The organism is Candidatus Tectomicrobia bacterium, assembly GCA_016192135.1.
GTDB lineage: Bacteria > UBA8248 > UBA8248 > UBA8248 > UBA8248 > 2-12-FULL-69-37.
On sequence record JACPUR010000015.1, the window covers coordinates 33,622 to 59,892 of the forward strand.

27 protein-coding genes and 1 pseudogene are annotated in these 26,271 nt (G+C 70.3%); 15 read left to right on the forward strand and 13 right to left on the reverse strand.

Annotated elements, in window-relative coordinates; all coding sequences use genetic code 11:
* Window positions 1-5: 5 nt before the first annotated feature.
* On the forward strand, window positions 6-1,130 hold the full coding sequence (gene nagZ, locus HYZ11_05875; protein ID MBI3127112.1) for a beta-N-acetylhexosaminidase: 1,125 nt from the start codon (window positions 6-8) through the stop codon (window positions 1,128-1,130).
* A gap of 225 nt (window positions 1,131-1,355) precedes the next feature.
* Window positions 1,356-1,742 (forward strand): response regulator, encoded by a 387-nt coding sequence (locus HYZ11_05880; protein MBI3127113.1) that lies wholly within the window; start codon window positions 1,356-1,358, stop codon window positions 1,740-1,742.
* Here the strand turns inward: HYZ11_05880 and ychF are convergent, their stop codons facing one another.
* Window positions 1,743-2,810 (reverse strand): redox-regulated ATPase YchF, encoded by a 1,068-nt coding sequence (gene ychF / locus HYZ11_05885; GenBank protein MBI3127114.1) that lies wholly within the window; start codon window positions 2,808-2,810, stop codon window positions 1,743-1,745.
* Window positions 2,811-2,910: 100 nt separating this feature from the next.
* Window positions 2,911-3,693, reverse strand: a complete 783-nt coding sequence (locus HYZ11_05890) for a gamma-glutamyl-gamma-aminobutyrate hydrolase family protein (GenBank protein MBI3127115.1) — start codon at window positions 3,691-3,693, stop codon at window positions 2,911-2,913.
* A gap of 176 nt (window positions 3,694-3,869) precedes the next feature.
* Between HYZ11_05890 and HYZ11_05895 the strand changes: the two genes are divergently transcribed.
* Window positions 3,870-4,157, forward strand: a complete 288-nt coding sequence (locus tag HYZ11_05895; protein MBI3127116.1) for a hypothetical protein — start codon at window positions 3,870-3,872, stop codon at window positions 4,155-4,157.
* Between the two features lie 367 nt (window positions 4,158-4,524).
* Here the strand turns inward: HYZ11_05895 and arfB are convergent, their stop codons facing one another.
* The 6 genes and pseudogenes from arfB to HYZ11_05925 all read right to left on the reverse strand — a co-directional run bounded on the left by arfB (window position 4,525) and on the right by HYZ11_05925 (window position 8,889).
* Window positions 4,525-4,980: an aminoacyl-tRNA hydrolase gene (arfB, locus tag HYZ11_05900; GenBank protein ID MBI3127117.1), complete on the reverse strand. Its 456-nt coding sequence runs from the start codon at window positions 4,978-4,980 to the stop codon at window positions 4,525-4,527.
* Window positions 4,967-5,528, reverse strand: a pseudogene (locus tag HYZ11_05905) (hypothetical protein). Before HYZ11_05905 ends, arfB begins: the two are co-directional and overlap by 14 nt.
* Window positions 5,529-5,798: 270 nt before the next feature.
* On the reverse strand, window positions 5,799-6,968 hold the full coding sequence (locus HYZ11_05910) for a CoA transferase (GenBank protein MBI3127118.1): 1,170 nt from the start codon (window positions 6,966-6,968) through the stop codon (window positions 5,799-5,801).
* A gap of 24 nt (window positions 6,969-6,992) precedes the next feature.
* A complete protein-coding gene (locus tag HYZ11_05915; GenBank protein ID MBI3127119.1) occupies window positions 6,993-7,868 on the reverse strand; it encodes a hypothetical protein in 876 nt (291 codons plus the stop codon).
* Window positions 7,869-8,062: 194 nt separating this feature from the next.
* Window positions 8,063-8,245 (reverse strand): hypothetical protein, encoded by a 183-nt coding sequence (locus tag HYZ11_05920; protein MBI3127120.1) that lies wholly within the window; start codon window positions 8,243-8,245, stop codon window positions 8,063-8,065.
* Window positions 8,242-8,889: a hypothetical protein gene (locus tag HYZ11_05925; protein ID MBI3127121.1), complete on the reverse strand. Its 648-nt coding sequence runs from the start codon at window positions 8,887-8,889 to the stop codon at window positions 8,242-8,244. Before HYZ11_05925 ends, HYZ11_05920 begins: the two co-directional genes overlap by 4 nt.
* Before the next feature lie 161 nt (window positions 8,890-9,050).
* Here HYZ11_05925 and HYZ11_05930 point away from each other — a divergent pair, with 161 nt between their 5' ends.
* The 4 genes from HYZ11_05930 to HYZ11_05945 are packed head-to-tail and all read left to right on the forward strand — an operon-like array spanning window position 9,051 to window position 14,493.
* A complete protein-coding gene (locus HYZ11_05930; GenBank protein ID MBI3127122.1) occupies window positions 9,051-10,490 on the forward strand; it encodes an L-seryl-tRNA(Sec) selenium transferase in 1,440 nt (479 codons plus the stop codon).
* Between the two features lie 56 nt (window positions 10,491-10,546).
* Window positions 10,547-11,377, forward strand: a complete 831-nt coding sequence (locus HYZ11_05935) for an alpha/beta fold hydrolase (protein MBI3127123.1) — start codon at window positions 10,547-10,549, stop codon at window positions 11,375-11,377.
* Complete coding sequence (selB, locus tag HYZ11_05940) at window positions 11,374-13,278, forward strand: selenocysteine-specific translation elongation factor (protein ID MBI3127124.1); 1,905 nt, start codon at window positions 11,374-11,376, stop codon at window positions 13,276-13,278. The genes HYZ11_05935 and selB overlap by 4 nt, the downstream gene beginning before the upstream one ends.
* Before the next feature lie 24 nt (window positions 13,279-13,302).
* Window positions 13,303-14,493 (forward strand): aminotransferase class V-fold PLP-dependent enzyme, encoded by a 1,191-nt coding sequence (locus tag HYZ11_05945; protein ID MBI3127125.1) that lies wholly within the window; start codon window positions 13,303-13,305, stop codon window positions 14,491-14,493.
* An 82-nt stretch (window positions 14,494-14,575) separates the two neighbouring features.
* Here HYZ11_05945 and HYZ11_05950 read toward each other — a convergent pair whose 3' ends face one another.
* Complete coding sequence (locus HYZ11_05950) at window positions 14,576-15,316, reverse strand: hypothetical protein (GenBank protein MBI3127126.1); 741 nt, start codon at window positions 15,314-15,316, stop codon at window positions 14,576-14,578.
* A gap of 316 nt (window positions 15,317-15,632) precedes the next feature.
* Here HYZ11_05950 and HYZ11_05955 point away from each other — a divergent pair, with 316 nt between their 5' ends.
* From HYZ11_05955 to HYZ11_05965, 3 genes are all read left to right on the forward strand, one after another.
* Window positions 15,633-16,493 (forward strand): cytochrome c, encoded by an 861-nt coding sequence (locus tag HYZ11_05955; GenBank protein ID MBI3127127.1) that lies wholly within the window; start codon window positions 15,633-15,635, stop codon window positions 16,491-16,493.
* Window positions 16,494-16,699: 206 nt separating this feature from the next.
* Window positions 16,700-17,512 carry a heme-dependent peroxidase gene (locus HYZ11_05960; protein MBI3127128.1) on the forward strand — a complete coding sequence of 271 codons (813 nt, stop codon included), beginning with the start codon at window positions 16,700-16,702 and terminating at the stop codon, window positions 17,510-17,512.
* Window positions 17,513-17,518: 6 nt separating this feature from the next.
* Window positions 17,519-18,358, forward strand: coding sequence for an SDR family oxidoreductase (locus HYZ11_05965; protein ID MBI3127129.1), 840 nt, complete (start codon window positions 17,519-17,521; stop codon window positions 18,356-18,358).
* A 7-nt stretch (window positions 18,359-18,365) separates the two neighbouring features.
* Here the strand turns inward: HYZ11_05965 and HYZ11_05970 are convergent, their stop codons facing one another.
* Window positions 18,366-19,058 (reverse strand): SCO family protein, encoded by a 693-nt coding sequence (locus HYZ11_05970; protein MBI3127130.1) that lies wholly within the window; start codon window positions 19,056-19,058, stop codon window positions 18,366-18,368.
* Window positions 19,059-19,252: 194 nt separating this feature from the next.
* On the opposite strand from HYZ11_05970, the gene HYZ11_05975 reads away from it, so the two are divergent.
* The 3 genes from HYZ11_05975 to HYZ11_05985 all read left to right on the forward strand — a co-directional run bounded on the left by HYZ11_05975 (window position 19,253) and on the right by HYZ11_05985 (window position 21,977).
* On the forward strand, window positions 19,253-20,224 hold the full coding sequence (locus tag HYZ11_05975) for a YeeE/YedE family protein (GenBank protein MBI3127131.1): 972 nt from the start codon (window positions 19,253-19,255) through the stop codon (window positions 20,222-20,224).
* Window positions 20,225-20,226: 2 nt separating this feature from the next.
* Window positions 20,227-20,451, forward strand: a complete 225-nt coding sequence (locus HYZ11_05980) for a sulfurtransferase TusA family protein (GenBank protein ID MBI3127132.1) — start codon at window positions 20,227-20,229, stop codon at window positions 20,449-20,451.
* Between the two features lie 86 nt (window positions 20,452-20,537).
* Entirely contained in the window at window positions 20,538-21,977 is a 1,440-nt protein-coding gene (locus HYZ11_05985) for an amidohydrolase family protein (protein ID MBI3127133.1), read from the forward strand.
* A 109-nt stretch (window positions 21,978-22,086) separates the two neighbouring features.
* Here HYZ11_05985 and HYZ11_05990 read toward each other — a convergent pair whose 3' ends face one another.
* Window positions 22,087-22,815, reverse strand: a complete 729-nt coding sequence (locus tag HYZ11_05990) for a methyltransferase domain-containing protein (protein MBI3127134.1) — start codon at window positions 22,813-22,815, stop codon at window positions 22,087-22,089.
* Window positions 22,816-22,818: 3 nt separating this feature from the next.
* The gene (locus HYZ11_05995) at window positions 22,819-23,559 is read right to left on the reverse strand and encodes a metallophosphoesterase family protein (GenBank protein MBI3127135.1); all 741 of its coding nucleotides are present in this window, start codon (window positions 23,557-23,559) and stop codon (window positions 22,819-22,821) included.
* A 211-nt stretch (window positions 23,560-23,770) separates the two neighbouring features.
* Between HYZ11_05995 and HYZ11_06000 the strand changes: the two genes are divergently transcribed.
* Complete coding sequence (locus tag HYZ11_06000) at window positions 23,771-24,001, forward strand: hypothetical protein (GenBank protein ID MBI3127136.1); 231 nt, start codon at window positions 23,771-23,773, stop codon at window positions 23,999-24,001.
* A 36-nt stretch (window positions 24,002-24,037) separates the two neighbouring features.
* On the opposite strand, the gene gnd is transcribed toward HYZ11_06000, so the two are convergent.
* Window positions 24,038-25,000 carry a decarboxylating 6-phosphogluconate dehydrogenase gene (gene gnd, locus HYZ11_06005; protein MBI3127137.1) on the reverse strand — a complete coding sequence of 321 codons (963 nt, stop codon included), beginning with the start codon at window positions 24,998-25,000 and terminating at the stop codon, window positions 24,038-24,040.
* A 559-nt stretch (window positions 25,001-25,559) separates the two neighbouring features.
* Here gnd and HYZ11_06010 point away from each other — a divergent pair.
* Window positions 25,560-26,165 carry a hypothetical protein gene (locus HYZ11_06010; protein MBI3127138.1) on the forward strand — a complete coding sequence of 202 codons (606 nt, stop codon included), beginning with the start codon at window positions 25,560-25,562 and terminating at the stop codon, window positions 26,163-26,165.
* The last annotated feature ends 106 nt before the right edge of the window (window positions 26,166-26,271 follow it).

Sequence of the window (26,271 nt, forward strand, 5' to 3'; positions counted from 1 at the left end):
CCGCCATGCCGAACGCGACCTCCCGGGAGAGGGCCGGGCAGCACCTCATCGGCGGCTTCCCGGGGACGGCCCCACCGCCCCCGCTGCTGGAGCGGATCGCGGCGGGGCGGCTCGGCGGCGTCATCCTCTTCAAGCGGAACATCGAGAGCGCGGGCCAGCTCCTCGAGCTGACCCACGCCCTCCAGCGGGCGGCGGCGGGGGCGCCCCTGGGGCTCCCGCTCCTCGTGGCCATCGACCAGGAAGGGGGGCGGGTGAGCCGCCTCTCGGGAGACTTCACCCTCCTCCCCCCGGCGCGGAACCTCGGCCGGCTGGGCGACGCGGCCCTGGCGCGGGAGGCGGCGCGGGCCGTGGGGCGGGAGCTGCGGGCCGCGGGGGTGAACCTGAATTTCGCGCCGGTGCTCGACCTCCTGACCAACCCCGGGTGCGCCGTCATCGGGGACCGCGCCTTCGGGGACGACCCCGAAACGGTCTCGGCGCTGGGCGCGGCCTTCATCGCGGGGCTGCAGGAAGCCGGGGTGGCGGCCTGCGCGAAGCATTTCCCCGGCATCGGGAGCATGGCGCCCGACCCGCACGAGACGCTGCCCTCCTCCCCCCTCGGCCTGGACGACCTGCGCGGGCGGGAGCTCATCCCCTTCCGGCGGGCTTTCGCGCCCGGGGCGGACGCGGCGTCCGCGATGGCGGCCCACGCCCTCTTCCCCCGGATCGACGCGGAGCGCCCGGCCAGCCTCTCCCCGCGCTTCCTGCGGGATCTTCTGCGGGGCGAGATGGGCTATGGGGGGCTCATCGTGACGGACGACCTGGAGATGGGGGCGATCCCGGATCCGGTCGCCGCCGCCTGGGAAAGCCTCCTCGCCGGGGCGGACCTGGCCCTCATCTGCCACAACGAGGAGATGCAGGAACGCGCCTGGGGCCGGATCGAGGAGGGCCTCCGGAGGGAGGAGATCGCGCCGGAGGCGCAGCGGAGCTCCCTCCGCCGCATCGAGGCGGCCAAGGCACGCTACGCGCCCCCGGCACGGGATTTCGTGCGGCCGGGCGACCTCGCCCGCCGCCACCGCGAGCGGGAGGCGGTGGTGGGCTGCGCCGCCCACCGCGCGGTCCGCGAAAAAGTGACCCAGATCACATTTGGCTGAGTCCGATTTTTCCCGAGGGATTTTTTTCGCCGCCCCCCGGTCGGCGAAATTCGCCGAATTCGAAGGCGCCAACAATGTGAACAGACCGTCAAATGGTGTAGAATCCATGCGGATGGGCCGCGCCTGTGCCCCCGCGACTTCGACCTTCAACGCTGAAAAAGTAAACGGGCCAGCCGATGTGGCCTGATTTTCAGACTCGGACCTCTTCTTCCCGGTAGCCCGGCCGTGGCCAAGATTCTCATCGCCGACGACGACGCGACCCTGCGGGACATGCTCCGCACCGCCTTCGAGCGGACCGGCCACGAGGTTTCCTTCTCGGAGAGCGCGGACGAGACGATCGGCTTGGTCCGGGAGGGCTTGTTCGATCTCTTGGTCCTGGACATCTCGCTGCCGGGGAAGTCCGGGCCCGAGATTCTCTCCCAGCTCAAGCTGGAGAACGCCCTCATCCCCCCCACCATGATCCTGAGCTCGAAGGTATCGCACGATCTGGTGCACGAGTGCCTGGAGGCGGGGGCGAAGGACTTCGTCATCAAGCCCTTCAACATGCCCGTGCTGATCCAGCGGGCCGCCAGGCTCATCGAGAAGAACTGGAAGCCCCCCGTCCGGCGCTGATCAGACGTTGAAGCGGATGTTGAGGATGTCGCCGTCCTTGACGGCGTAGTCCTTCCCCTCGAGGCGGAGCGCGCCCTTTTCGCGGGCCGCCGCGATCGAACCCGCCTTCATGAAGTCCTCGTAGGAGACGACCTCGGCCCGGATGAAGCCGCGCTCGAGATCGGAGTGGATGCTGCCCGCGGCCCTGAGAGCGGCGTCCCCGCGGCGGATGGGCCAGGAGCGCACCTCGTCCTCCCCCACGGTCAGGAAGCAGATGAGGCCCAGGAGCGCGAAGGAGGCCCTCACCACCCGGTCGCGCGCCGGGCGCTCGAGGCCGTAGCCCGAGAGGAAGTCCGCCTTCTCGGCCTCGGGGAGCTGGGCGAGCTCCTCCTCGAGCCGCGCGCACAGCACGACGGCGCCCTCCTCCGCCACCCCCAGCGCGGAGGCGGGCTTCGCGATGTCCTCCTCTCCCGCGTTCACGGCCACGAGCAGGGGCTTGCCGGAGAGGAAGCCGAAGCCGCGCAGGCGGTGGGCCTCGTCCTCCGTGAGGTCCACCGAGGAGACGGGCCGTCCCTCGTCCAGGGCGGCCTGGACGCGCTTGAGCGCCGCCAGCTCGGCCGCCTCGGCGGGGTCCTTCTTGAGGGCCACGCTCCGCTCGAGGCGCTCGAGCCGCCGCTCCGCCACGGCCATGTCGCGCAGGACGAGGTCGAGCCGGACATCCGCCAGGTCCCGCGCCGGGTCCACGCTCCCCTTGGGGTGAGGGACGCCGGGATCGCCGAAGGCGCGCACCACGAGGAGCAGGGCGTCCGCGCCCTGCAGGGAGGCCGGGATGGCGTCCGCGCCGCGCTTGGCGCCCCCGCCCTCCTCGGAGCCCAGGCCGGGCACGTCGGCGAAGTCGACCGTGGCGTAGGTTTTCTTCTTGGGCTTGAAGATGGCGGCGAGGGCGTCCACCCGCGGGTCCGTCACCTGGGCCACGCCCACGTGAAGCTGCCCGCCGCCGTAGGCGCCGGTGCGGGCCGCTCCGCCGGTCAGCGCGTTGAAGAGGGTGGTCTTTCCGCTCGCGGGCAGGCCGATGATGCCGATTTTCAACGGAGGCGCCTCCTCCGGACCGGACCCATCGGGTCCGCCGGAAAGGCGCGAGTGTAGGAAGGCGGGGAAGCAGGGTCAAGCCGGCCGCGGCCGGCCGGCGCTAGAGGCTCTCGCTCTGGTACGCCCCGGCCTCGAGGGCGTAGTCCCTCGCCTCGTCCAGCAGGCGGGCGAAGAGGTGCTCGGCCGAGACGCTGTCCCCCAGGCCGTAGGCCGACATGGACTCCGGGTGCCATTGCACGCCCATCACGAAGCGGCACGAGGCGCACTCGATGGCCTCGATGACGCCGTCCGCGCTGCGGGCCGTGACGCGCATCCCGGGGCCGACTTCCTTCACGCTCTGGTGGTGGTGGCTGTTCACCAGGTGCGGCCCCCCGCCCAGGGTCTCCTCCAGGAAGGAGGGGAGGATCTCGATCGGATGGAAGGTGTAGGTGGCCCCCCTCCCGGGCCGGTGCGGCAGCGCGCCCCGGACCTCGGCGGAGATGTCCTGCACGAGGGTGCCGCCGGTGGCCACGTTGATCACCTGCATCCCGCCGCAGATGCCCAGGATGGGCATGTCGCAGCTGAGCGCCCCGCGGCAGACGGCCAGCTCGAACTCCTCGCGCTTGGGGTTGAGCGGGCCGCAGTGCGGCAGGCGCTTCTCGCCATAGGTTTCCGGGCGGATGTCGTGCCCGCCGCCCGAGATGATGAGCGCGTCGATGCCGTCGAGGAAGGCCAGGGCGTCGGCCTCCTCCGTCACCGCGGGAAGCAGCAGCGGAACTCCTCCCGACTTCAGCACCGCCTGGATGTAGGCATCCATCAGATAGTGCCGATCCCTCATGCGGGGCTCGTCGGGGAACTCGCGCTGGTTGATGTCGCAGGTGATGCCGATTCGGGGGCGGGACATATCCACCTCCCAAGGAGGGCGGAAAATGAAGCAAAGAATCACAAAGCCATACCGATAGTAGTCCCTAACCGGCCACGGCGCCAGTGGGGAATATCACTGCAATGTTTCAAGATCATCAACGGAGGCGCCTGGACCTGTCTTCACCGGAGCCGTATAGTTCCGGCGGAGGTGAATCCGTGAAACGCCTGGTGCTGACCCGCCTCGTCCTCCCCATCCTCCTGGTGTGCGCGGCCCTGGCCGCTCCCTTCGTTTGGCTGCCGGAGGTCCCCGCCCCGGCGTCTCAGAATGCTCCGGCCGGGAATCCGCGCCGTCCGGGCGCTTTCCAGGGCGCGATGACCCTGGGCTTCGCCCTCATCCTCGTCTCGGTGACCGCGGGAGGCGCCATGCTCTACCGCATCACCCGCGACCAGACGGCGAGCTGGCGGCGGCGCTTCGCCCCCAGGCGGCGGGGCGCCAAGGCCTAGCTCGGGCCCCGCTCCTTTCTCACTCATCGGCCTCCGGATTTTTTTCTTTAGCGCCCGCGGGCGCCTGAGCCTCGCCCGCCCCGGGCCGGCCTCTTTCCCCAGCGCCCCCCTTTCGCGCAGGTGATTTCCCACCTTGCCGCGAATCCGCCCGGCGGCGATATTTGCGCCGGACATTTTAGCGGACATTCAAACCGGCTGTCCTGACAGCCTGTCCCATCAAGGGAGCAGGAATCATGAAGCTCTTTTTGGGAATCAGTGGAATGGCATTCCTCGTTTATCTCGTGATGGCGACTCGGAACGAGATGACGAAAATTCTCCCCGGCTGGAACATACGAAGCTGGGACTGAAGGCAGGGCCCGCTGGGGCCTCACTCCTCCCGCACCCGCCCCCGGCCCCGCTTGACGGCCGAGCGTTCCTTCTTCCCGCGCAGGCGGCGCTCCTTGGAGGCGGCGGTCGCCCGGGTCTTCCTGCGGGGCTTGGGCGGCGCGGCGACCCTCCGGATCATCTCCGCGAGCTTCTCGAGGCAGTCCCGCGCGTTGCGCTCCCGGCTGCGGAAGCGCTGGGACTGGAGGACGAGGTCCCCCTCCTTCGTCACCCGCCCCCCGTAGCGCGCGAGAAAGCGCTCGCGCACCTCCCCCGGCAGGCTGGGCGACTCCGTCACCCGCCAGCGGAGCACAGCTTTCGTCTCCACCTTGTTCACGTTCTGGCCGCCCGGGCCCCCGCTCCGGGCGTAGGTGATCTCGAACTCCGAGAGGGGGATGGAGAGGCGGGGGGAGACGGAGAGGCGCTTGGCGTCGGTAAGGACTCGATCAGGAGTTGGCATCTGGAGAATTCAGGGCGAGGCGGGCGGGATGATTCTCATCCTGGAGCCATTGTACGGGATTATGGCGGACATATTCACGGGCGCGCGCCAACTCCCGTTCATCCCGGACAACTCTCTCGTAATAATTCCGCTGCCAGAGGGGAATACCAGGGGATTTTCGGAAGATATTGATTCGGCGAGTTGCGGAGGATTTGAACCCGGCGATGAATGAACCCAACGACTTGGGCGCCCGGTGGGGTGGATTTTGTAGGGGCGCACGGCCGTGCGCCCCTACAGGAGCAAGGCGCAGGATGACGATCCCGTGCAAATGATTCGGCATGACAATGAAAGGATCCAATTCCATCTCTTGGCGGATGAATGCTGAGCGCGTCCACTCTTCACCAACAATCCGGCCAATTTCGTTCAGCCGCATTTTCTTATTCGTGACCTCTCCGAAAATGCACTCCCTTCCCTGGGTGCACACTGTGACGAAACACCCCCGGTCCCGAATAATCGTACCCCTTCAGCCGGATTGAGCGGCGGCGATGACGGTCCGGATGAAAGGGCATGATCTCCCCACGGCGCAAGGGTTTGCCCTGGTAGGGGCGCACGGCCGTGCGCCCCTACATAGCGGCATCTTACGGCAAGGCGGCCAAATTTCGCGCGCTTCCACGAACCAGCGCGAAATTGGACGAAATTGCGGTAGCGGACTTTCTGCTCTCACGGCCCATATTGGGGGATCGCCGCCGGGATGGGCCCGGGGGCGGGAGAGGAGGGCTTGGTCCTGAACCGTAACGCTTAGTAACGGGAATTGAATGGAAAAAGCCGTTTTTTTTGGATCAGACGGCCCCTTCCTCCCGCATCCGGGCGATCTCGGCGGGCGAGTAGCCCAGCAGGGCGAGGACCTCCTCCGTGTGCTCGCCCAGGCGGGGGGCGGGGCGGGAGAAGTCGGGCAGCTCACCCCCGAAGGCGAGGGGGGAGGCGGGCAGGAGCGCGGGCCCGGCCGCGGGGTGATGGACCTCGGCGAAGGCCTCCGGGAAGCGCTCCTTCGCCTGGGCTACGTCGTTGATGGCGTTGACGGGGACGCCGCGCGGGATGAGGAAGTCCTCCCACTCGGCGGTGGTGCGCGCGAGGAGGATGCCCTCGAGGATCTCGCGCAGGGCGGGGCCGTTCGCGGCGCGGTCCTTGTTCTCGCGGAAGCGGGGGTCGTCCGCGAGGTCCGCCCGGCCCAGGGCCTGGCAGAGGACGCGGAAGCGGTTGGTGTTCGAGATGGCGACGAAGATTAGGCCGTCCTTCGTCCGGTAGCCCGAGAAGGGGGAGACGACGGGGTGGGAGAGGCCCTCGGGGCCGGGGACCTCGCCGGTGAAGCTGTGGCGGGCGATTGGATTTTCCATGAGGTTGACGGCGGCGCCCAGCATGGAGGCGTCCACCCGGCAGCCCTCCCCGGTGCGCTCGCGGCGCCAGAGCGCCCCGAGGACGCCCGAGAGGAGGAAGAGGCCCGTCGCGATGTCCACGGCCGAGACGCCCATCCGGACCGGGGGGCCTCCGGCCGGGCCGGTGACGCTGATGAGGCCCCCCGCCGCCTGGAGCAGGCTGTCGAAGGCGGGGCGCCGGGCGTGGGGGCCCGTCTGGCCGAAGCCCGAGACGGCGCCGTAGACGAGGCGGGGGTTCTCGGCGCGCAGGGCCTCCCAGCCCGCCCCGAGGCGGTCCATGACGCCGGGCGCCAGGTTCTCGATCACCACGTCGGCCCAGCGGGCGAGGCGCTTGAAGGCGGCGAGGCCGGAGGGGTGCTTGAGGTTCAGGGTGAGGGAGCGCTTGCCGCGGTTCAGGCTCATGAAGTAGCTGCTCTCGCCCGCGCGGAAGGGGCCGATGGCGCGGCTGTCCTCCCCGCCGGGGCGCTCGGCCTTGATCACGTCGGCGCCGAAGCCGGCGAGATAGAGCGAGACGATGGGGCCCGCGTTGAACTGGCTGGCGTCGACGACCTTAAGGCCTTCGAGGAGGCGGGCCATCGGCGGTGCGGGGGGAGCCTGGGATCAGCGGCGCTTGCGCGGGACGGAGCGGGCGGCCTTCTTGCGGACGAGGGCCTTGGGCTTCGGCCGGGCCGCCTTCTTGGCCGCTTTCCCCCTGGCCCCCCGCGGGGCGCTCTTGGCCTTGGCAGGCTTCCTGCGGAGAGGGGCTTTGGCCTTCGCCGGCTTGCGGGCCGCCTTCTTCGCGGCTTTCTTGGCGGCCTTCTTGGGAGCCGCTTTCTTCTTGGGCGCGGGCTTGGCGGAAGCCTTGGAGGACGCCGCCTTCCTGGGGGCCGCGGCCGGGACGGCGGGTTTTCCGTCCGCCGGCTTGGCGGCCGGGGCGGAGGGCTTCGCGGGGGCGAGGGCGGGCCGCGCCGCTCCCTTGCGCGCCGGGGGAGCGGGCGGGGGCGGGGGCGGCAGGAAGCGGGGCTTGCGCCGGCCGGTGACCATCCGGAAGCCGTAGCCGACGACCGTCTCGCCCGTCTCGCGCACTTCCATCTCCTGGAGGACCAGCTCGACGGGGGTGCCGGGGACGAGGAGGTCCCGGAAGCCGTCCCAGTCCACCAGGGCGGAGTTAATCTTGATGCCTTCCTCCAGCATGATGACGGCCGAGGCGCGCTCCTGCCCCTCGTGGGAGCGGGTAACGGTGGCCGAGAGGAGCTTGCCGCGCCCGCTCAGGAGCACCTCGCTCGTGCTGCGGGGGCAGAAGGGGTTGTCGCAGGTGGCCTTGGCCCCCGTCTTGGGAAAGAAGAACTCCTCGCACTCCTTGCACTGGGAGCCGATGAGCCGGGGCCTCTCCCGGGAGCTCGTCGGGATGGTGAAAACGTCCCGCATGAAGGGCACGACGTTCGCCTTCGACCCCGGAACGAAGACATCCGACTTCTTCTGGAGTTCGGTCGTCATAGGTGGTCCCGGCGGCGGGAGGAAGATACCGTATAAGAAAAGCGAAAGGCATTGCCAATCAGACCGCGATATCCACCAATTCCTTCATTTTCCGGCGATTTCGATACTGGGGGCGAAACCTAGCAAGGGCGGGAGGAGGGTGTCAAGGAGGACTCGTCCGGCCCCTCCGGCGGAAAGCGGCCAAAAAGCGCCGCTCAGCGGTTCCCGAGCGAGTGGAGCCGGTCGCGCAGCATGTCCAGGCGCCGGCGGTTGGCGTCGCAGCGGAAGGAGACGCCCTCGAGCTTCCCCACCATCTGCTTGGTGGCCCGCACGGTGGAGTCGCGCTCCTCGCGCAGGATGCGGTTCACTTCCTTGAGCAGGGCCAGCAGCTCTTTCACGGCGAAGCCTCCTCCGTCATGGAACCCCACAACTGTTCCCGCACGATGCCCGCGAAGATCTCGAGCCCCTTCCGCGTGCCCGGCTGGATGATCACCGCCAGCTCGTCCGCGCCGGGCGGGGACGCCGGCAAGACGCCGTGCCGCTCGCCCAGGAAGGCGCGCACGTACTGCTCGAACTGCCCGCCCGAGAAGCGGGGATACGCCTTCTCCAGCTCGCGCAGCGGAAAGCTCGCGCGCAGGCGCCCATTCTCCAGCAAAACGCTCAGGCAGGCGAACTCGCGGCCCCAGCCCCGGCGGTGGACGTACTCGACGCGCCCCGCGTCCAGCACGCGCTCCTGCAGCTCCGGCACGGCGCCCCGGAGCGCCTCGCGGAGCTCGTCGAGCAGCCCCGCGCCCTCCCGGACCGGGCCTCCCGCCCGTTCCCCCGCCGGCGCGGCGGGGGGACCGCCGGGGACGTCCTCCAGGAGCGCCTGGAGGCGGTCCAACCCCTCGATGATCCGGTCCAGGCGCCGCCTCACCCCGTACAGGGCGAAGGGCAGCGCGAGCCAGGCCAGCGCCACGAAAATGCCCAAGGAGACGAGCAGGATGAAGACCGGGCTGGAGAGGATGCCCGCCAGGACCGCCTGCACGCTCTCCCATCCCATCGTCCGCGCCTCTCCTCCGGTCCGCCCATCTATAGCAGAGGGCCGCGCCCCGGACAACGGTTCGCCCGCGGGGGCGCCCCTCCGGTGGGGCGCCCGGTTGACCGCCCCGAAGGGGGGCTCTTATAGTTTCAGCTTGTTCCGACCCGCGACCCGGAGCCCAGATGACCCCCCCCGCGAATCCAGCCGAATCCGGCCCGCTCCTCCGGCATCTGCCCTCGGTGGATGAGCTCGTCGGCGAGCTGCGCCGGGAGGGGGGCGAGGGGCCCTCCGACGCGGCCCTGGCCGATGCGGCCCGCAGGGCCATCGAGGACCGCCGCCGCCGCCTGCGCGGGGAAAAGCCCTCCGGGAGCGCCAACGACGGCGGCGAGGGGCTGCGCGAGTCCCTCCGCCGGGAGATTCTCCGGGAGGCTCAGGCCCTCCTCCGGGCGGACCGGCGCCCGCGCCTGGGCCCCCTCATCAACGCGACCGGCATCCCGCTCCACACCAACCTGGGCCGCGCCCCCCTGAGCGAGGCCGCCTGCGAGGCGCTCCTCGCCGTCGCCCGGAACTACTCCAACCTGGAGTTCGACCTCGAGAGCGGGAGCCGCGGCCGGCGCGGCGACGCGGTGGAGGACCTCCTGCGCCGGCTCACGGGGGCGGAGGGCGCGGTGGTGGTGAACAACAACGCCGCCGCCGTCATGTTCGCGCTGCGCCTCATGGCCGAGGGGCGCGAGGCGATCGTCTCGCGCGGGGAGCTCATCGAGATCGGCGGCTCCTTCCGCATCCCGGACATCATGGCCCAGAGCGGCGCCCGGCTCGTCGAGGTGGGGACGACCAACAAGACCCGCATCGAGGACTACGCCCGGGCCATCGGCCCCCAGACCGCGCTTCTCTTCAAGGCCCACACGAGCAACTTCCGCATCGTGGGCTTCACCGAGGAGGTGCCGCGCGAACGGCTGTCCGCCCTGGGCCGGGAGCGGGGCGTCCCGGTGCTGGAGGACCTGGGGAGCGGCTGCCTGGTGCCCGTCCCGGGGCTTCCGGAAGAGCCCATGGTGGCGGCCTCGATCGAGGCGGGGGTGGAGGTCGTCACCTTCTCGGGCGACAAGCTCCTGGGCGGCCCCCAGGCGGGAATCGCCGTGGGCAGGGCCGAATGGATCGATCAGATGAGGAAGCACCCGATGATGCGCATCCTCCGCCCCGGCAAGCTCACCCTCGCCGCCCTGGAGGCCACGCTGCGCGCCTGCCTCGACCCCGGGGCGGCGCTCCGCGAGCTGCCCGCCCTGCGGCTGCTGGCCGAGGCGCCGGAGAGCGTCGGCCGGCGCGCGCGGGCATTGATGGAGGCGGCGGGCCCGGAGGCGTGCCGGAGGCTGAACGCCCGGGAGGCCGAGACCGAGGGGATGGTGGGCGGGGGGGCGATGCCCACGGCTTCGCTCCCGAGCCGGGCGGTGGCGCTCGCCCCCGAGGGCCTCTCGGCGGACGCGGTGGAGGAGCGCCTGCGCCGCGGCGACCCGCCCGTCGTCGCGCGCATCCAGGGGGACCGCGTCCTGCTCGACCTGCGGTGCGTGCGGGAGGACGAAGTCCCCCTCCTGGCCCGGGCCCTCCGGGCCCTGGCCGGGGCCTGACCGGACGAAGCCCCAAGCCCTTCCCTTTCGCGAGCCATCGGCGAGGAGAGCGACACATGCCCGTTGTGCGGTCCGGCGGCGTGGACATCGACTACGAGGTCGTGAACCCCGGCGGCAAGGGGATCCCCGTCTTCCTCATCAGCGGGCTCGGCGGGGCGCGAGCGGCCTGGGCGGCCCAGGCCGCGGATTTCAGCCAGGGGCGCCCGCTCGTCCTCCACGACCACCGCGGCACCGGCAAGAGCGGAAAGCCCAAGGGGGCCTACAGCGTCCGCCTCATGGCGGAGGACGTGCTCGCCGTCATGGACGCGCTCCGGATCCCCAGGGCCCACCTCGTCGGCAGCTCGACCGGGGGCGCGATCAACCAGGCGCTCTGCATCGATCACCCGGACCGGGTGCAGAGCGCGGCCATCGTGAGCTCCTGGCCCCGGAGCGACGCCTTCTTCAAGCGCCAGTTCGCGATGCGCAAGAAGGTGCTGCTCGAACTGGGCTGGGAGGCCTACACCAAGCTCTCGGCCGTCACCCTGAACAGCCCGAAGTTCCTCAACGACCACCTCGAGGAGTTCGAGAAGAAAGAGGCGGAGGCCATCCGCGCGGCGCCGCCCGCCGAGGTCATGGCCGAGCGGATCGACTGCATCATGGCCCACGACGAGTGGGACCGCCTGGGGCGGATCAAGGCGCCCGTGCTCGTCCTCGTGGCCCGGGACGACGCCACCACGCCGCTCTACTACTCGGAGCAGCTCGCCCGGCTCATCCCGGGGGCGGAGCTCCGCGTGTTCGAGGAGGGCGGGCACCTCCTCTACGTCCCCAAGGCGCGGGAGTTCAACGCCTGCGTCCTCGACTTCATCCGGCGCCACGAGCCCAGGATGTCCGCCAGCGGCGGCTCATGAAGCACATCGTCATCGGCACGGCCGGCCACATCGACCACGGCAAGACCTCCCTGGTGCGGGCGCTGACCGGGATCGACACCGACCGGCTGAAGGAAGAGAAAGAACGCGGCATCACCATCGAGCTGGGCTTCGCCCACCTCGACCTCGAGGGCGAGCGCTTCGGCATCGTGGACGTGCCGGGCCACGAGCGCTTCGTCAAGAACATGCTGGCCGGAGCCGCCGGGATCGACCTCGTCATGCTCATCGTGGCGGCGGACGAGGGGGTGATGCCCCAGACCCGGGAGCACTTGGCCATCTGCCGCCTCCTCGGCGTCAAGGCGGGCCTCATCGCCCTGACCAAGCGCGACCTCGTGGACCCGGAGTGGATCGAGCTGGTCGAGCAGGACCTGCGCGAGTTCGTGCGGGGCACCTTCCTGGAGGGCCAGCCCGTCGTCCCCGTCTCCTCCGCGACCGGCGAGGGGCTGGACGAGCTGCGGGCCGCCCTGCGGGAGGTCGCCGCCTCCGCCGCAGAGAAGAGCGGCCAGGGGCTCTTCCGGCTGCCCATCGACCGGGTCTTCACCATCCGGGGCTTCGGCGTGGTGGTGACGGGCACCCTCTTCAGCGGGACCGTCCGGGTCGGGGAGCGGGTGGAGGTCTTCCCCCGTGGCTTCGAGGCGCGGGTGCGGGGCCTCGAGGTCCACGGCGCCCAGGTCCAGGAGGCCTCGGCGGGGCTGCGCACGGCGGTGAACCTGCAGGGCGTGGAGCGCGCGCAGATTCTCCGGGGAGACGTGCTCGGCCGCCCGGGCGAGCTCAAGCCGACCTACATGATCGACGTCCACCTCCAGCACCTGGCCGACGCCCCCCGGCCCCTCAAGACGCGGGGGCGGGTGCGCTTCCACGCGGGGACGGCCGAGGCGATGGGCCGCGTCGCCCTCATCGGGAAGGACGCCCTCGAGCCCGGCGAGAGCGGCTTCGCCCAGCTCCGCCTGGAGGAGCCGGTGGCGCTCCTCCCGAGGGACCGCTTCGTCATCCGCAGCTACTCCCCGGTCGTCACCATCGGGGGGGGCGAGGTGCTCGACGTCGCGCCCCGCAAGCACCGCCGCCTCCGGGCCTCCTCCCAGGAGCTGCTGGAGGGGCTCCGGGCGGGGGACGAGAGCGAGCGCCTGCGCATCCTCCTCGCCGAGGCGGGGGCGGCCGGGGCCGACGTGAAGGGACTGACCGGCCGCCTCACCCTGACGCCCCAGGAGATCCGCGAGGGCATCCGGGCCCAGGCCAAGGCGGGCCGGCTGCGCATCGTGGAGCCGGAGTCGGGGCTGGCCCTGACGGCGGAGCACTTCCAGGGCGTCCAGGGGGCCGTGGAGGGCTTCCTGGCCGCCTACCACAAGGCGAACCCCCTGCGGCCGGGCGCCCCGCGCGAGGAGGTGCGGGGCAAGGCCGGGGGCGCCACCGAGCGGGTGTTCGACGCCGCCCTGGCGGCGCTGATCTCGGGCGGGAAAGTGAAGGAGGAAAACGCCCTCCTCCGCCTCGCCTCCCACAAGGTGCAGCTCGGGGAGGAGCTGGGGAAGCTCAAGGAGAAGATCGCCGGGGTCTTCCACGCGGCCGGCTTCCAGCCTCCCGCGCTGGAGGACGCCATGGCCGCCGCGGGCGCCCCGGCCGCGGCGGGCCGGCAGGCGCTCCAGGTGCTGGTGAACGAGGGGACGCTCGTGCGGATGAAGGACGCCGTCGTCTACCACCGGGCGCGGCTCGACGAGGCGCAGGCCCGGCTCGAGGAGCGCCTGCGCGAGAAGGGGGAGATCACGGCGGCCGAGTTCCGCGATCTCCTGGGCATCACGCGGAAGCACGCCATCCCGCTGCTCGAATACTTCGACACGGCGCGCGTCACCCTGCGGGTGGGCGACAAGCGGGTGCTGCGCCAGCGCTGACCGCTGCATGAGGGCGAGGATCACATGAAGCTCACACCGGACGTGATTCGCAGGATGCGGGCCCAGATGCCCGCCCTGCGGCGGCAGATCTACGTCAACTGGGGCGGGAGCGGGCCCTCCCCGCTCCCGGTGCTCCGGGAGGTGGACCGCGTCCTCAAGCGGGAGGCGGCCCTGGGGCCCTTCCACCCCAAGGTGCGCGAGGAGGGGCGCGCCCTCTTCGCCGCGCTGCGGAAGGAGGTGGCCGAGCTCATGGCCGCCGGCGAGGACGAGATCGCCTTCGCCGACAACACCACCTCGGGGGTGAACCTTGCGGCGGCGGGGATCGAATGGCGGCTCGGGGACGAGGTCATCGTGAGCGACCTCGAGCACCCCGGCGGCTACCTGCCCTGGCTCGTCTGGCGCGACCGGCGGCGGGTGAAGGTGCGCCTCCTGCCCACGGGGGCGAGCGACAAGGAGCTGCTCGGGCGGCTGGACTCCCTGCTGCGGCCCCAGACGCGGGCGGTCTGCATGAGCCACGTCGCCTGGCTCACGGGCCGGCGGCTGCCCCTCAAGGAGATCGCCCTGCGCTGCCGCAAGGTGGGCGCCCTGCTGGTGGTGGACGGCGCCCAGTCGGTGGGCCAGATGCCGGTGGACGCGCCCGCCCTCGGGGCGGACGTCTACACGCTGTCGGGCCAGAAGTGGCTCATGGGGCCGCAGGGCACGGGGGCGGTCTTCGTGAAGAAAGGCCTCCAGCGCCGCATCCGGGAAGCCGCGGCGGGCTACCGCTCGGCCAAGGAGAAGGCCCTCCCGACCCTCACCTATCTCCCCCACGAGAGCGCCGCCCGCTTCGAGGTGGCCACGGTGAGTCCCGCTCTCTTCGCGGGGCTGCGCGCGGCCGTGGCCCGCTGCCTCCAGGCCGGCCCCGCCGCCATCGAAGCCCGCGTGGCCTCCCTCGCGGGGAGGCTGCTCGAGATCCTCCGCTCGGACGAGGGGGTGGAGGTGCTCTCCCCGGCCGGGCCGGCGCAGTCGGGCCTCGTGAGCTTCCGGGTGCGGGGGGTGAAGGCGGAGGAGGCGGTGAACGCCCTCCTCGGGCGGCACAAGGTGGTGCTCCGCTCGGTGGACGCGGACCCTCCGGCCATCCGGGCCTCCATCCACTATCTCAACACCGAGGCGGAGGCCGAGCGCATCGGCGGGGCCGTTCTCAAGCTGGCGCGGAGGAGGAAGCGGAAGCGCTAGGCGGGGCCATCCAGACGATGCGGGGAAAAAAACCGGGCGGCGGAGGCAACCCGCCGCCCGGCGCGTTCCGCGCGCGAAACGGTTACTTGAGGCTGACGTTCACCGTGGTGGCGGCGCCGCCCTTGACCTCGACCTTCTGGGATTTCATGCCCAGCTTCTCGTGCCAGATCTCGAGGGTGTAGGTGCCGGCCGGGACGTTCTTGATCTCGAACTTGCCGCCGTCCTCGGTGATGTCCGCGTAGGGGTTCTCGGCCACGAAGGCGTAGCCCGTCATCCAGTCGTGCACGTCGCAGCTGATTTTCACCACGCCGGGCTTCGCGAAGTGGCGCTTGGCGAGGGAGAGCTTCTTCCGGAACTTGGGCTGGGCGATGTTGGCCACCGGGTTGCCCGTCTTCTCGGGATAGGTGTGGATGTTGTGGAGGATGTTGTCGCTGTTGAGGACCGTCAGGTCGTCGTTCACCTTGGTCAGCACCACGCGGGGATGATAGACGCAGCCCTTCTGGTCGACCTGGGCCTTCTTCATCTCGGCCCACTTCTTCCCGGTCTTCACGTCCTTCAGGGAAACCACGGCGTTCACCACGCCCCCGCCCTTCACGACCAGGCTCTCGTCCTTGATCGGGGCCTTGCCGCAGACCTCCTTGTCCTTGTTGACGCTGAGGGTCTTGCCCTCGGGCGCCGACCCCTCGAACTTGATGGCGCCCGTGATGCTGCCCCCGCTCTTCACGTCGCCTTCCTTGTACTCCGCCGCCCGGGCCGGGCCGGCGAGAGCGAGGGTCACGATCCCGGCGGCCATCAGATGAAGCGCTGCGTGCCTGCTCTGCATGTTCGTCCTCTCCTGACCAGCAAGGGAAAAAGAAAAGATGGGACGCGCTGCGGCCTGCGTATCCGCTGAGGGGACTCCCTCCCGAGCCGATGGGGGCCCATGTCCCCCGTCCGGGTGGGGAAATGAAATGGAAGCGCCCCCTGGGAGCGCTTTCTTGCATAATTAGAGCACCCTCCCGAGGGAAGTTCAAGCGCCGGGCGGGCCAAGGCGAAACGAGGGTGATATCCACGCCCGGGCACGCCCCGCCTGGCGCTCAGGGGCCGATCCCTGGTAAGAAAAAAACCCGCCGCCGGAGGTGATTGTGAGGTTCCCCCGCATGCGAAGCGCCCTCCCCGTTTTCCTGCCCGCCCTGGGCCTGGGGTGCGTTCTGGCACTGGCGCCCGCCCGTCCCGCCCCGGCACACCACACCAACGTAATCCAGTACGTCTTCCAGCGGGTGGGCACGGCCCAGGCCGGCCCCTACGAGGTCGTCCTCACCGCCAGCCGCCCCAAGGCCCCGGCCGGCACGGCGCTCACCCCGGAGGAAGAACACAAGCTCTTGGGGAAGGCCACCCACCGCTTCCAGGCCGAGGTCCTGTCGGCCTCGCCCGTCCCTCCTCTCCGGGTCCGCCTCGGGTTCGCCGGGGAGGAGTGGTCCCGGGAGTTCGCGCTGGAGCGCCAGCCGGGCGCCGACCCCGTCTTCGCCGCCAACGTGGCGCTGGGCCCGAAGGGGAAGTACGCCGTGGAGGCCGTCCTCGAGGAGGCGGCGTCCGCCGGCCGGAGCTACCGGGCCTCCTTCTCCTTCGACTTCAGCTACGAGGGCCTGAAGGAGGTCATGCGGGCCCTGCGGCAGAGCATGGACCGCCTGGGGCGCGAAACCCTGACGCTGGGCCTGGACGGGGAGATCGTCCCCCCCGCCAAGCACGCCGAGATCCGGAAGCTGGCGGCGCGCTTCCGGGAGATGGCGCCCCTGGCCGTGGACTTCCGGCAGGGGGCCCGTCAGGAGCTTTACGCAGCCGAGGGCGGGAAGCTCGCGGCCGCCGCCCAGAAGGTCGAGGCCGCCGCCGCAAAGGGGGATTTCACCGCCCTCGCCGCCCGCCTCGCGGAGGCCCGGGCCGCCTGCGAGAGCTGCCACCGGATATTCCAGGAAGCCGACGCGGCCGGGAAGGCGCCTCAATCCCCCCCGAAGGGGCCCTGAGCGACTCTCTTCACGCCCCGAGCGCATCCGTAGGGGCGAGGCATGCCTCGCCCCTACAGGTGAAGGTGAGGACGCTCATCCCCCGCCGGGCCGCCGTTTGCCTCGGCGGCGGGCCTTGGGGTATTCCTCTGCATACCGGCTTCCGCCGCCCGAAAGCCTCCTCCCGGGGAGAAAGCGGCCACGTGAGCGACCAAGACAGCGTCAAGGTGCCCGAGACCCTCGAGGGCTGGGCCGTCCTCCACCACATCTTCCGGGTGCGCTGGGCCGCCGTGAACCGGCTCCCGCCGGAGGAGCGCCACCTGGTGCTCTCCGAGGCGGCCGCCCACCTGGAGGGCATCGCCAGGCCCGCCGAGGGCGAGAGCGCCGCGTTCAGCCTCCTGGGCCACAAGGGGGACCTCCTCGTCCTCCACTTCCGCCGCACCCTGGACGCGCTCAACGAGGCCGAGCTCGGCCTGCGCCGCCTCCGGCTCATGGAGTACCTCGAGGAGGCCACCTCCTATCTGTCGTTTCTCGAGCTCGGGCTCTACGAGATGACGGTGAAGCTCGACGCCGAGCTGCGGGGGGCGGGCCTGAAGCCCGACTCCAAGGAGTGGAAGGAGGCGTGGAAGGACCGGATGGACAAGGAGGCCCAGCGCATGCGCGAGCGGCTCTACATGCCCATCCCCAAGGACCGCTACCTCTGCTTCTACCCGATGAACAAGCACCGGGGCGAGCACAAGAACTGGTACGCCGTCCCCATGGAGGAGCGGCAGCGGATGATGCGCGACCACGGCCTCGTGGGGCGCAAGTACGCGGGCCGGGTGCAGCAGATCATCACCGGGAGCATCGGCTTCGACGACTGGGAGTGGGGCGTCTACCTCTTCGCGCGCGATCCCCTCGTGTTCAAGAAGCTCGTGTACGAGATGCGCTTCGACGAGGCGAGCGTCTGGTACGGCGAGTTCGGCCCCTTCTACGCCGGGATCCGCATCCACCCGCGGGAGATCCACCAGCTCTTCGCGGGCCGCGTCCCGGCCCTCTAGCCCCGGATGGCGCGCGTCCTCATCGCCGGGTGCGGCTACACCGGGGCGGCGCTGGGCCTTCTCCTCTCGAAAGACGGCCACGAGGTCTGGGGCCTCTCCCGGAACCCGGCGAGGCTCCCCGCCCCCATCCGCCCCCTCGCGGCGGACCTGACCGACCCGCGCTCGCTCGGTTCCCTCCCCCCGGGCATCGGCGCCGTGGCCTACGCCGCCGGGGCGGACGGCCGGGAGGAGGAGGCCTACCGGGCGGCCTACGTGACGGGCCCCCGGAACTTGACCGGGGCGCTCCTCGCCCGGGGCCAGCGGCCCGGGCGCTTCCTCTTCACCTCGAGCACCGCCGTCTACGGGCAAAAGAACGGGGAGTGGGTGGACGAGGACTCCCCCGTCTCGGAGGAGCCCTACACCCGCCGCCTGCTCCTGGAGGGGGAGCGCCTCGTGCGCGAGGCCGGGGGAGTGGTGCTGCGCCTGACCGGCATCTACGGCCCGGGGCGCGAGGGCCTCATCCGCAGCCTGCGCGAGGGAAAGGCGGTGAGCCCCGAGGGTCCCGCCCGCTACACCAACCGCATCCACCGCGACGACGCGGCCGGCGCGATGCGCCACCTGATGGCGCTCGAGCGCCCCGCGCCCCTCTACATCGGGGTGGACCACGAGCCCTCGGACCGGGGCGAGGTGCTGCGCTGGCTGGCGAAGGAGATGGGCCTGCCGCCCCCCTGGGTGGGGCCCGCGGTGGAGTACCGGAGCGACCCCGGCAACAAGCGCTGCTCCAACGCGCGCCTCCTCGCCTCGGGCTACCGCTTCCGCTACCCCACCTACCGGGAGGGCTACGCGGCCATCCTGAAGGGAGGGTGAGGGCGGCTCAGCGCCCCAGCAGGTTGCGGATGTCCCGCCGCAGCTTCTGGAGGGATTCCGGCTCCCCGCTCATGTAGTAGCCCCGGATGCGGCGGCCGCGGTCCACGAGCACGAAGCGGGAGCTGTGGCTGATCTCGGCGGGGTGCTTCTCGTCGTGGTGCGCGAAGGCGGCGCGCGGCGCGAGGGCCGCCCACGCCCGGTCCAGCCGGGCGCGCGGCGCCTCCCGCCGGGAACTACGGGTGGCGAAGGCCAGGCGGAAGCCCTCCCGCGCCAGGCGGGCGATCTCCTTCTCCTCCCCGGTCAGGAAATACCAGGTAGCGAGGTCCGCCTTGTGGCGCGCGGCGTACTGGGCGAGGACGGCGGGGGTGTCGTAGGCCGGGTCGGTGGTGATGGAGACGAAGCGCAGCTCCTTCTCCCCGGCGAACTCGGCCTGGAGGCGGGCCATCCCGGCCGTCTGGAGGGGGCAGGTGTCGGTGCAGCGGGTGAAGATGAGGTCCGCCACCCAGACCTTCCCGGCCAGGTCCTTGCTCCCGGCGGGGCGTCCCCGGGCGTCGGTCAGGCTGAACTCGGGCACCTCCCCGTAGGTGGGCAGCGAGGAGAGCTCCCGCTGCGCGAGCCACAGCAGGGCCGCGGCGAGCAGCGCCGCCAGCGAGATCGCGGCGGGCAGGATCAGCTTCCGCTGGGACGGAGCGGGGGGCATGTCCTTCCTTCCGGCGGCCGATCGGGAGGCGGAGCGACGCCCGGAGGATACGGCGGGGGGGCCTTCCCCGTCCAGCGCGGGGGCTTGAGAATGGGCGGTGAGGGGAATTTTTCGCCGGGTGCGGCCGTTTCCAACGGAGGTCCGGCCGGCCTATTGCGCGTGCAAGGAGGCGGCATGGCATGGGAGCGGCAAGCATGAGCGCCTTGATCTTGGGCTTGCCGGTCGGTCTCCTCTTCGGCTTCTCCCTCCAGCGGGGCCGCTTCTGCATGTACACGGCCTTCCGCGATCTCATGTTCGTCCGCGACGCCACCCTCTTCCGCGCCTACGTCCTCGCGCTCCTGATTCAGACCGCCATCATCCACCTGCTGGCCGCGGGGGGGCTGCTGGAGATAGGTACGCTCGGCTTTCCCTGGCTGGCTGCTCTCCTCGGCGGGCTCATCTTCGGGGTGGGGATCAGCCTGGCAGGCGGCTGCTCCTCGGGCACTTGGTACCGGGTGGGGGAGGGAATGATGGGCTCCTGGCTGGCCGCCCTGGGCTACGGAATCAGCGTTGCCGCCGTCTTCTGGGGGCCGCTGCGGCCGTGGGTCGCGCTTCTGTCCGCCTACGAGGCCCCGCAGGGGTGGCGCAGTTTGCCCGGCCTGACGGGGCTCCCGCCGGGCATATTCCTCGCGCTCTTCGTGGCGGCGGGCTCGCTGTGGCTGTGGCGCTCGCCGCGCCCGCGCGTTTTCACCGGCTGGTCGTGGCCGCGCACGGGTTTCACCCTCGGCCTCATCGCAGCCCTGGCATGGGTGGCCTCCGCGGCTACCGGAAGAAAATATGGACTGAGCATCACGGGGCCGACCGGCGCCTGGATGCGCTACATCACGGCGGGGGACGCTCCGAATGGGGATTGGGGGATGTGGATGCTTCTCGGCGTTCCCCTGGGAGCCTTCATCTCGGCCGGCTGGAGCGGGGAATTCAAATGGCGGGCTCCCGACCCCCGCAGGATGGCGATGCAGTTGCTGGGAGGCCTCCTGATGGGGGTGGGGGCCGCGGCGGCGGGAGGCTGCAACATCGGTCACGGGTTGACCGGCCTGGGCGCGCTGTCCACCGCGAGCCTCCTGGTGGTCCTTTCGATCATGGCAGGCATCTGGGCGGGCACCCGGGTGTTCTTCATGAGGAGATAATGATGCCCACGGAGAAAACGCTCGACCTCCGGGGGGATGTCTGCCCCGGTCCCCTCATCCAAGTGCAGGAGGCCGTCAGCCAGGCGGAGCGGGGAGATTCCTTTCTCGTCCTGGTAGACTATCCCCTCGCCGCCGAGAGCATCGCCCGCTGGGCCGAAGGGGAAGGCTATGCCGTCTCTATCGGCCAGCGCCGCGGGGAATGGGAGATCCGGTTCCGCCTTCCTTGAAACCGCGGCGCGGCGGCGGAGTTGATCGAGGTCCTGGGCGCGGGTTTCGTGAGAAAGTGATTTAAAATTCCCTGGAGGACGGCGCCATGGCCGCGAAGCCCGCCCCGCGCCCGCTCGACCGCCTGCTCGCGGGCGGCACCCTCGTCTCGGGCCACGGCCGCCAGGAGGCCTCGATCGGCTTCCGGGACGGCCGCGTCGCCTGGATCGGCCGGCCGGAGGAGGCCCCGCCCGCCGCCGAGGCCCTGGACGTGAGCGGCCGGCTCGTCCTCCCGGGGGCGGTGGACCCCCACGCCCACTTCCGGGCCTTCTCCTCCCACATCGACACCCTGGCCGACACCGCGCGGAGCGCCGCCCACGGAGGCGTCACGACGCTGTGTGGCTACGCCACGGGGGAAGAAGGCGAGTCCATGGCCGCCACCCTGGACCGCGTCCGGGAGGAGGGCGAGGGCGGCTGCCCCATCGACTTCACCCTCCACGCCTGGATCTTCGAGGACTTCGACTACATCCGGGGCATCCCCGAGGCCGTCGCCCGGGGCGTGACCTCCTTCAAGGTGATGATGGGCTACCGCAAGCGGGGCTGGGGCCGCTGCGTCCCGGACGACTACACCTACGCCGCGATGGAGACGGCCGGGCGCTGCGGGGGCATCGTCCTCGTCCACGCCGAGAACGGCCTGGTGGTGGACTACCTGGAGAACCGGGCCGTCGCCACGGGGGCGGACGGGGCGGAGTTCCTCCGGCGCGGCCGCCCGCCCCAGGTGGAGGCCGAGGCGGTGGCGCGCTCCATCCACCTCGCGGACCTGGCCGGCTGCCCCCTCTACATCGTGCACCTGACCTGCCGGGAGGCGCTGGCCGAGACGCGCCGCGCCCGGGCCGAAGGGAAGGACGTGGTGGTCGAGACCTGCCCCCAGTACCTCACCCTGACCGAGGGGATCGTGGACCGCCTGGGCAGCCTGGCCAAGGTGGCCCCGCCCCTGCGGACGGCGGAACACCTCGAGGTCCTCTGGGAGGGGATCCGGGACGGCTCCATCGACACGGTGGGGAGCGACCACGCCTCCTACACCGCCGCCCAGAAGTCGGAGAAGAGCTTCATCGAGTCCCCCTACGGGATGCCGGGCACCGAGCTCCTCCTGCCGCTCCTCTACAGCGAGGGCGCCGCCAAGGGCCGGACGAGCCTCGAGCGCGTCGTCCAGCTCGTCTGCGAGAACCCGGCGCGCGTCCTCGGCCTCTACCCTCGGAAGGGGGCCCTTCTCGTCGGGTCGGACGCCGACGCCGTGGTCCTCGACCCCAAGGCCAGGACCGCCGTCCGCGCCGCCGGCCAGCACACGAAGTCCGACTACACCCCCTTCGAGGGCTGGGAGCTGAGCGGCCGAATCGAGATGTGCCTGGTGCGGGGGGAGGTGGTGATCCGGGACGGGAAGGAGGTCCGGCGGCCCTCCTGCGGGAAGTTCATCCCCCGGGAGCGCGCGGCGGGCCGGGCGGCCCTCCAGCCGGGGTTCGCGCGGAAGGGAAAGAACCGCCTCGGTTGAAGCAGGCCAAAATGTCTGCTGCGAGCAAAAGAGATGTCTTTGCACTGCTCCCCTCCCCCTCCGGGAGAGGGAGAAGAGCCGGCTCCCCGCCTCTGTCGTTCCCCTCCCCTCACGCCTTGACCGCCTCGATTCGCACCGCGGCGACCGGCGGGAAGGGCCGGTGGTGCGAGATGCGCACCCCGGCGAAGCCGGCTTGGGCCAGCCATGCCCGCCATTCGTCTTCTTCGGGCACGCCGCCCAATGAAGCGTTCCAGGCGGAGGAGTCCCGCTCGATCTCGGCCGGGAGCGGACCCGCCCGCACCATCTCCCTCGCCACGAGCCTCCCGCCGGTTCGGAGGATGCGCGCCGCCTCGGCCAGGGCGGCCTCCTTGTCCACCGTCAGGTTGAGCGACGCGTTCGCGATCACGAGGTCGGCTATCCCGTCCCTGAGCGGAAGACGTTCCATGTCCCCCACGGCGAGGGCCGCCCGCTCCGCCGCCGCGCGGGCGCGGCGGGCCACGGCGAGGGAGAAGTCCAAGGCCAGGACGCGCCCCCGCCCGCCCAGCCGCTCGGCCAGGAGGCGGGCGTCCAGGCCGGCGCCGCAGCCCAGGTCCACCGCCAGGCGCACCCCCGCGAGTTCCACCTCCTCGAGGGCGTATCCGCACCCGCAGTAGGCCTCCGCCACGGAATCCGGGAGAGCCTCCACCCAGGCGGCGGGGTAGCCCGCCTCGCGGGCGCGCGCCCGCCCGCCGGGCGGATAGGCCCGGGCCGCGCAGAGGTGAGCGTAGCGCTCGCGCACGAAGTCCTTGACCTGATCGCTCCACGCCCGAGGCTCGCGGCCCCCGACCCGGACGCTCATGCGCTAGTGGGGCATGTGGGCGGGATTCCAGTAGTACCCGGTGCGGAGGGTCTTGGCCTGCTTGTCCCCGCCCGGGTCCCAGCTCCTCTCGTTCTTCTTGGCCTGGGCCTCGAAGTCGTAGGTGACGCGTTTGATCTCGATGTTCCACCGGCCCTTGCCGCCGTACTCGGCGACGACATAGGCCGGCCGGTTGTCGCCGTCCCAGTTCACGGCGGCCGAGGCCGTGGCGATGAGGGTGACGCCGCCGATCTTGCGGACGTAGGGGCCGTGCACCTGGCCGAAGGCCATGACCTCCGCCCGGGCTCCCTTGAGGCGCTGCTTCACCTCCTCGTCCGTGAGGCGGAGGGGGAGCGCCCCCTCGTCGTCGTCCGGGGTGCCGTGGAAGACGAGGAGATCGTGCCCGAGCTCCGGGGTGAGGACGAGGGACCGGGGCAGCGCCTTGAGCCAGTCGAGGTGCTTCTTCGAGAGGTGCTCCCGCGTGAGGCGGCTGCTGTCGTTGCGGTTCGGGAAATCGTTCGGCCCCTGGTCCACTCCGTCCACCACCCAGCGGTCGAAGTTCCCCATGAGGGGGAGGCACCGCGGCCGCTTCATCAGGGCGTCGAGCACCTCGGCCGGCTCGGGCCCTCCCATGACGAGATCGCCGGGGACGACCTCCCAATCCACCCGTTCCTTGTCCACGGCCTCCAGGACCGCCTGGAGGGGTGCGAGCTGCGCGTGGATGTCCGAATAGAAGGCGATCCGCATGGCGCTCACCTCGGCGAGGGGAAAATGGGATGATTTAGTCCACCATAATGAATCCTCCCCTCAAAAAGTCAAAGAGACGCCCCGGCAGCGCCTCCCCGGAGGAATTTTCCGGAATGCCGCCCCGCGCACCGGCCTGTACATTCCTTGAGGGTGCGTGACCCTCTTGTTTTCCCGGCATTCCGTGATGAGCCGCCGCGCGGGGGGAATCCACATGATCCCGTCCCAAACCGTCGTGACCTGCCCGGACTGCGGACGGCAGCTGTACAAGGTGAACCGCGACATCCTCGCCGGGGACGCGGTGACGGCCCTGGACCTGGACCCGCTGGCCCCGCCGCAGCCCATCCCCGACCCCGCCGTCTGCCCCTTCTGCGACGGGAGATGGCTCCACCTCCCCAACAAGGTCCACACGGCGCGGGGATGGGTGAAGGCGGCCGAGGAATAATCCCCGCCCGCTGCCGGCCGTGTGGCGGGTCTCCGGCTACTCCTGCGGGAAGCTGCCCACCCGGCTCTCCGGCCGCTTCCGCGCGACCGACTCGTCCGGCCCGAAGGGATGGTTCCCGAACCCGTGGCGCATCACGGCGACGGCCCGGGCGGCGTCCTTGCTCCGGCCGCGCGACTGGAAAAGCTGCATCACCGACTGGGCGATGACCGGCACCGGCACCTCCATGCGCAGCGCGTCCTCGACGAGCCAGTTCACCTCGCCGGTGTCCTCCACGTAGGCCGGGACATCCTTCAGCCCGCCCCTCGCCCGGAAGCCTTCCTCCATCAGCTCGATGAGCCAGGAGCGAATCACCGACCCGTGGCGCCAGCAGCGCAGGACCTCGGCCACCGGGAGAGGGTCCCGGTGGCGCTCCAGCAGCTCCATTCCCTCGCCGATGGCCTGGAGCATGCCGAACTCGATGCCGTTGTGGACCAGCTTCACGTAGTGCCCGGCCCCGGGCGGGCCCGCGTGGACGTAGCCGCCCTCGGCGGCGAGCGCGAGGAGGATGGGCTCCACCCGGGCCACCGCCTCCCGCTCCCCTCCGGCCATGAAGCAGGCACCCCGCCTCGCGCCGGCAAGGCCCCCGCTCGTTCCGAGGTCGACGAAGCGCAGCCCCCGCTCCCTCAGGCGCCGCTGGCGCCGGATGGAATCCCCCCAGTAGGAGTTCCCCCCGTCGGCGATGACGTCCCCCTCGTCCAGGTGCGGCCCGAGATCCTGGAGGACGGCGTCCACGGCGGGCCCCGCCGGGATGTAGAGGAAGACGGCGCGCGGCCGGGCCAGCTTCTGGCGGAAATCCCCCAGCCCCGAAACCGGCTCCAGCCCCGCGTCCAGCAGAGGCTGCGGGGGCCGCTTCCGATCGAAACCCACCACGCGGATGCCCTTCTCCAGGGCCTGCGCGGCCAGATTGCCTCCGATGTTGCCCAGCCCGACGATCCCGAACTCCATTTTCGTGTCCGCCATGACGACCCTCCATCCCGCTCCAGGCGGGCCAATCGCACGAAGACGGTTCTTATCGCTGAAATTGCGGCGGGGCAGGCGGAATCCCTGCTCTTTTAAATGTGAGCGGCGGATGGGGGCCGGGCAACCTCATCCGCAAAAGAGCGAAAGGGGACGCTCGCGCATCCCCTTGATTCGACATGGTGGCACGGGACGGAGTTGAACCGCCGACACGGGGATTTTCAGTCCGGACGGGTGGCTAAGAAACCTCGAAATCCAGTGGGTTTTTTCGTGGGAAGAATTTTGTGTGCGAGTTTTTGTGCGAGTTTGGTATCCTATAGTGAAAGGAGGGCTGGGTCATGACCTATATCATGACAAAAATAGTGCAGCCCCTCCGTAGCCGGGCCGCCGTGTAATTCGGCAGAGTGACCATAACCCGAGAGCGAAAGCCACGGGGAAATAGCCATAAGGCCTGGCCACCGACCGGAAAAAAATAGTCGGGCGCGGGTTCCGTGGCACCTGCGTAGGGGTCAAAAGCCCTCGGAAAACCTCCGAGGGCTCAATTTTTGTCAGGAGTTTTTTGATGGCACAGTTTCGGTGCATCTATTGCCTCAAAGACGAGCAAGAAGCGACACCCTCCATTTCGCACATTTTCCCGACGAGCCTTGGCGGCACGCTTGAACTAAACGATGCGGTCTGCCAGTCCTGCAATTCTCTTATAAATCGGGAAACGGAAGAGCCGTTCAGGAGGGATTGGCCATTTCTCCTGAGCCTCCTGGGCATCCGGTCTCGAAGGGAAAAGGTCCCATTAGTCCCCGCCATCCTTCATTATGAAGGGGAACGCGTCAAGGTTTACTTGAACGCTGAGGGGGAACCCAGCCATGTCCCTCCTGTCATCGAAGCGACGCAAGTTAAAAAATTTGGCCCTGGTGAAGAGGTAGAGCAATTCAAGAAAGATTATGCGGAGAAACATCCCAACGTGGTCTGGACAGGAATGGACCTCGCGAAAACATCGCCTCCTGTAAGTGAATTTCAGCTTGATTTCAGCAAGTTGTGCATGCCATACGCCCGGCGATTTGCAGCGAAAGTCGCTTTTGAGCGGCTGTGCCAGCTTAGAGACCCACATGAAATGGCAAAGCAAGACCATAATACCATTAGTGTATTCCTAGGCTTCTTCCTGAACAACTGATAGGGTGACGGGCACAGCCAGGGGAACGGAGCGAGGGCGTAGCCCGAGCGGAGTTCCCCTGGGGCACCCCACCCTGCGGGAGGGAAGGAGCATGACGGTCGCCGAG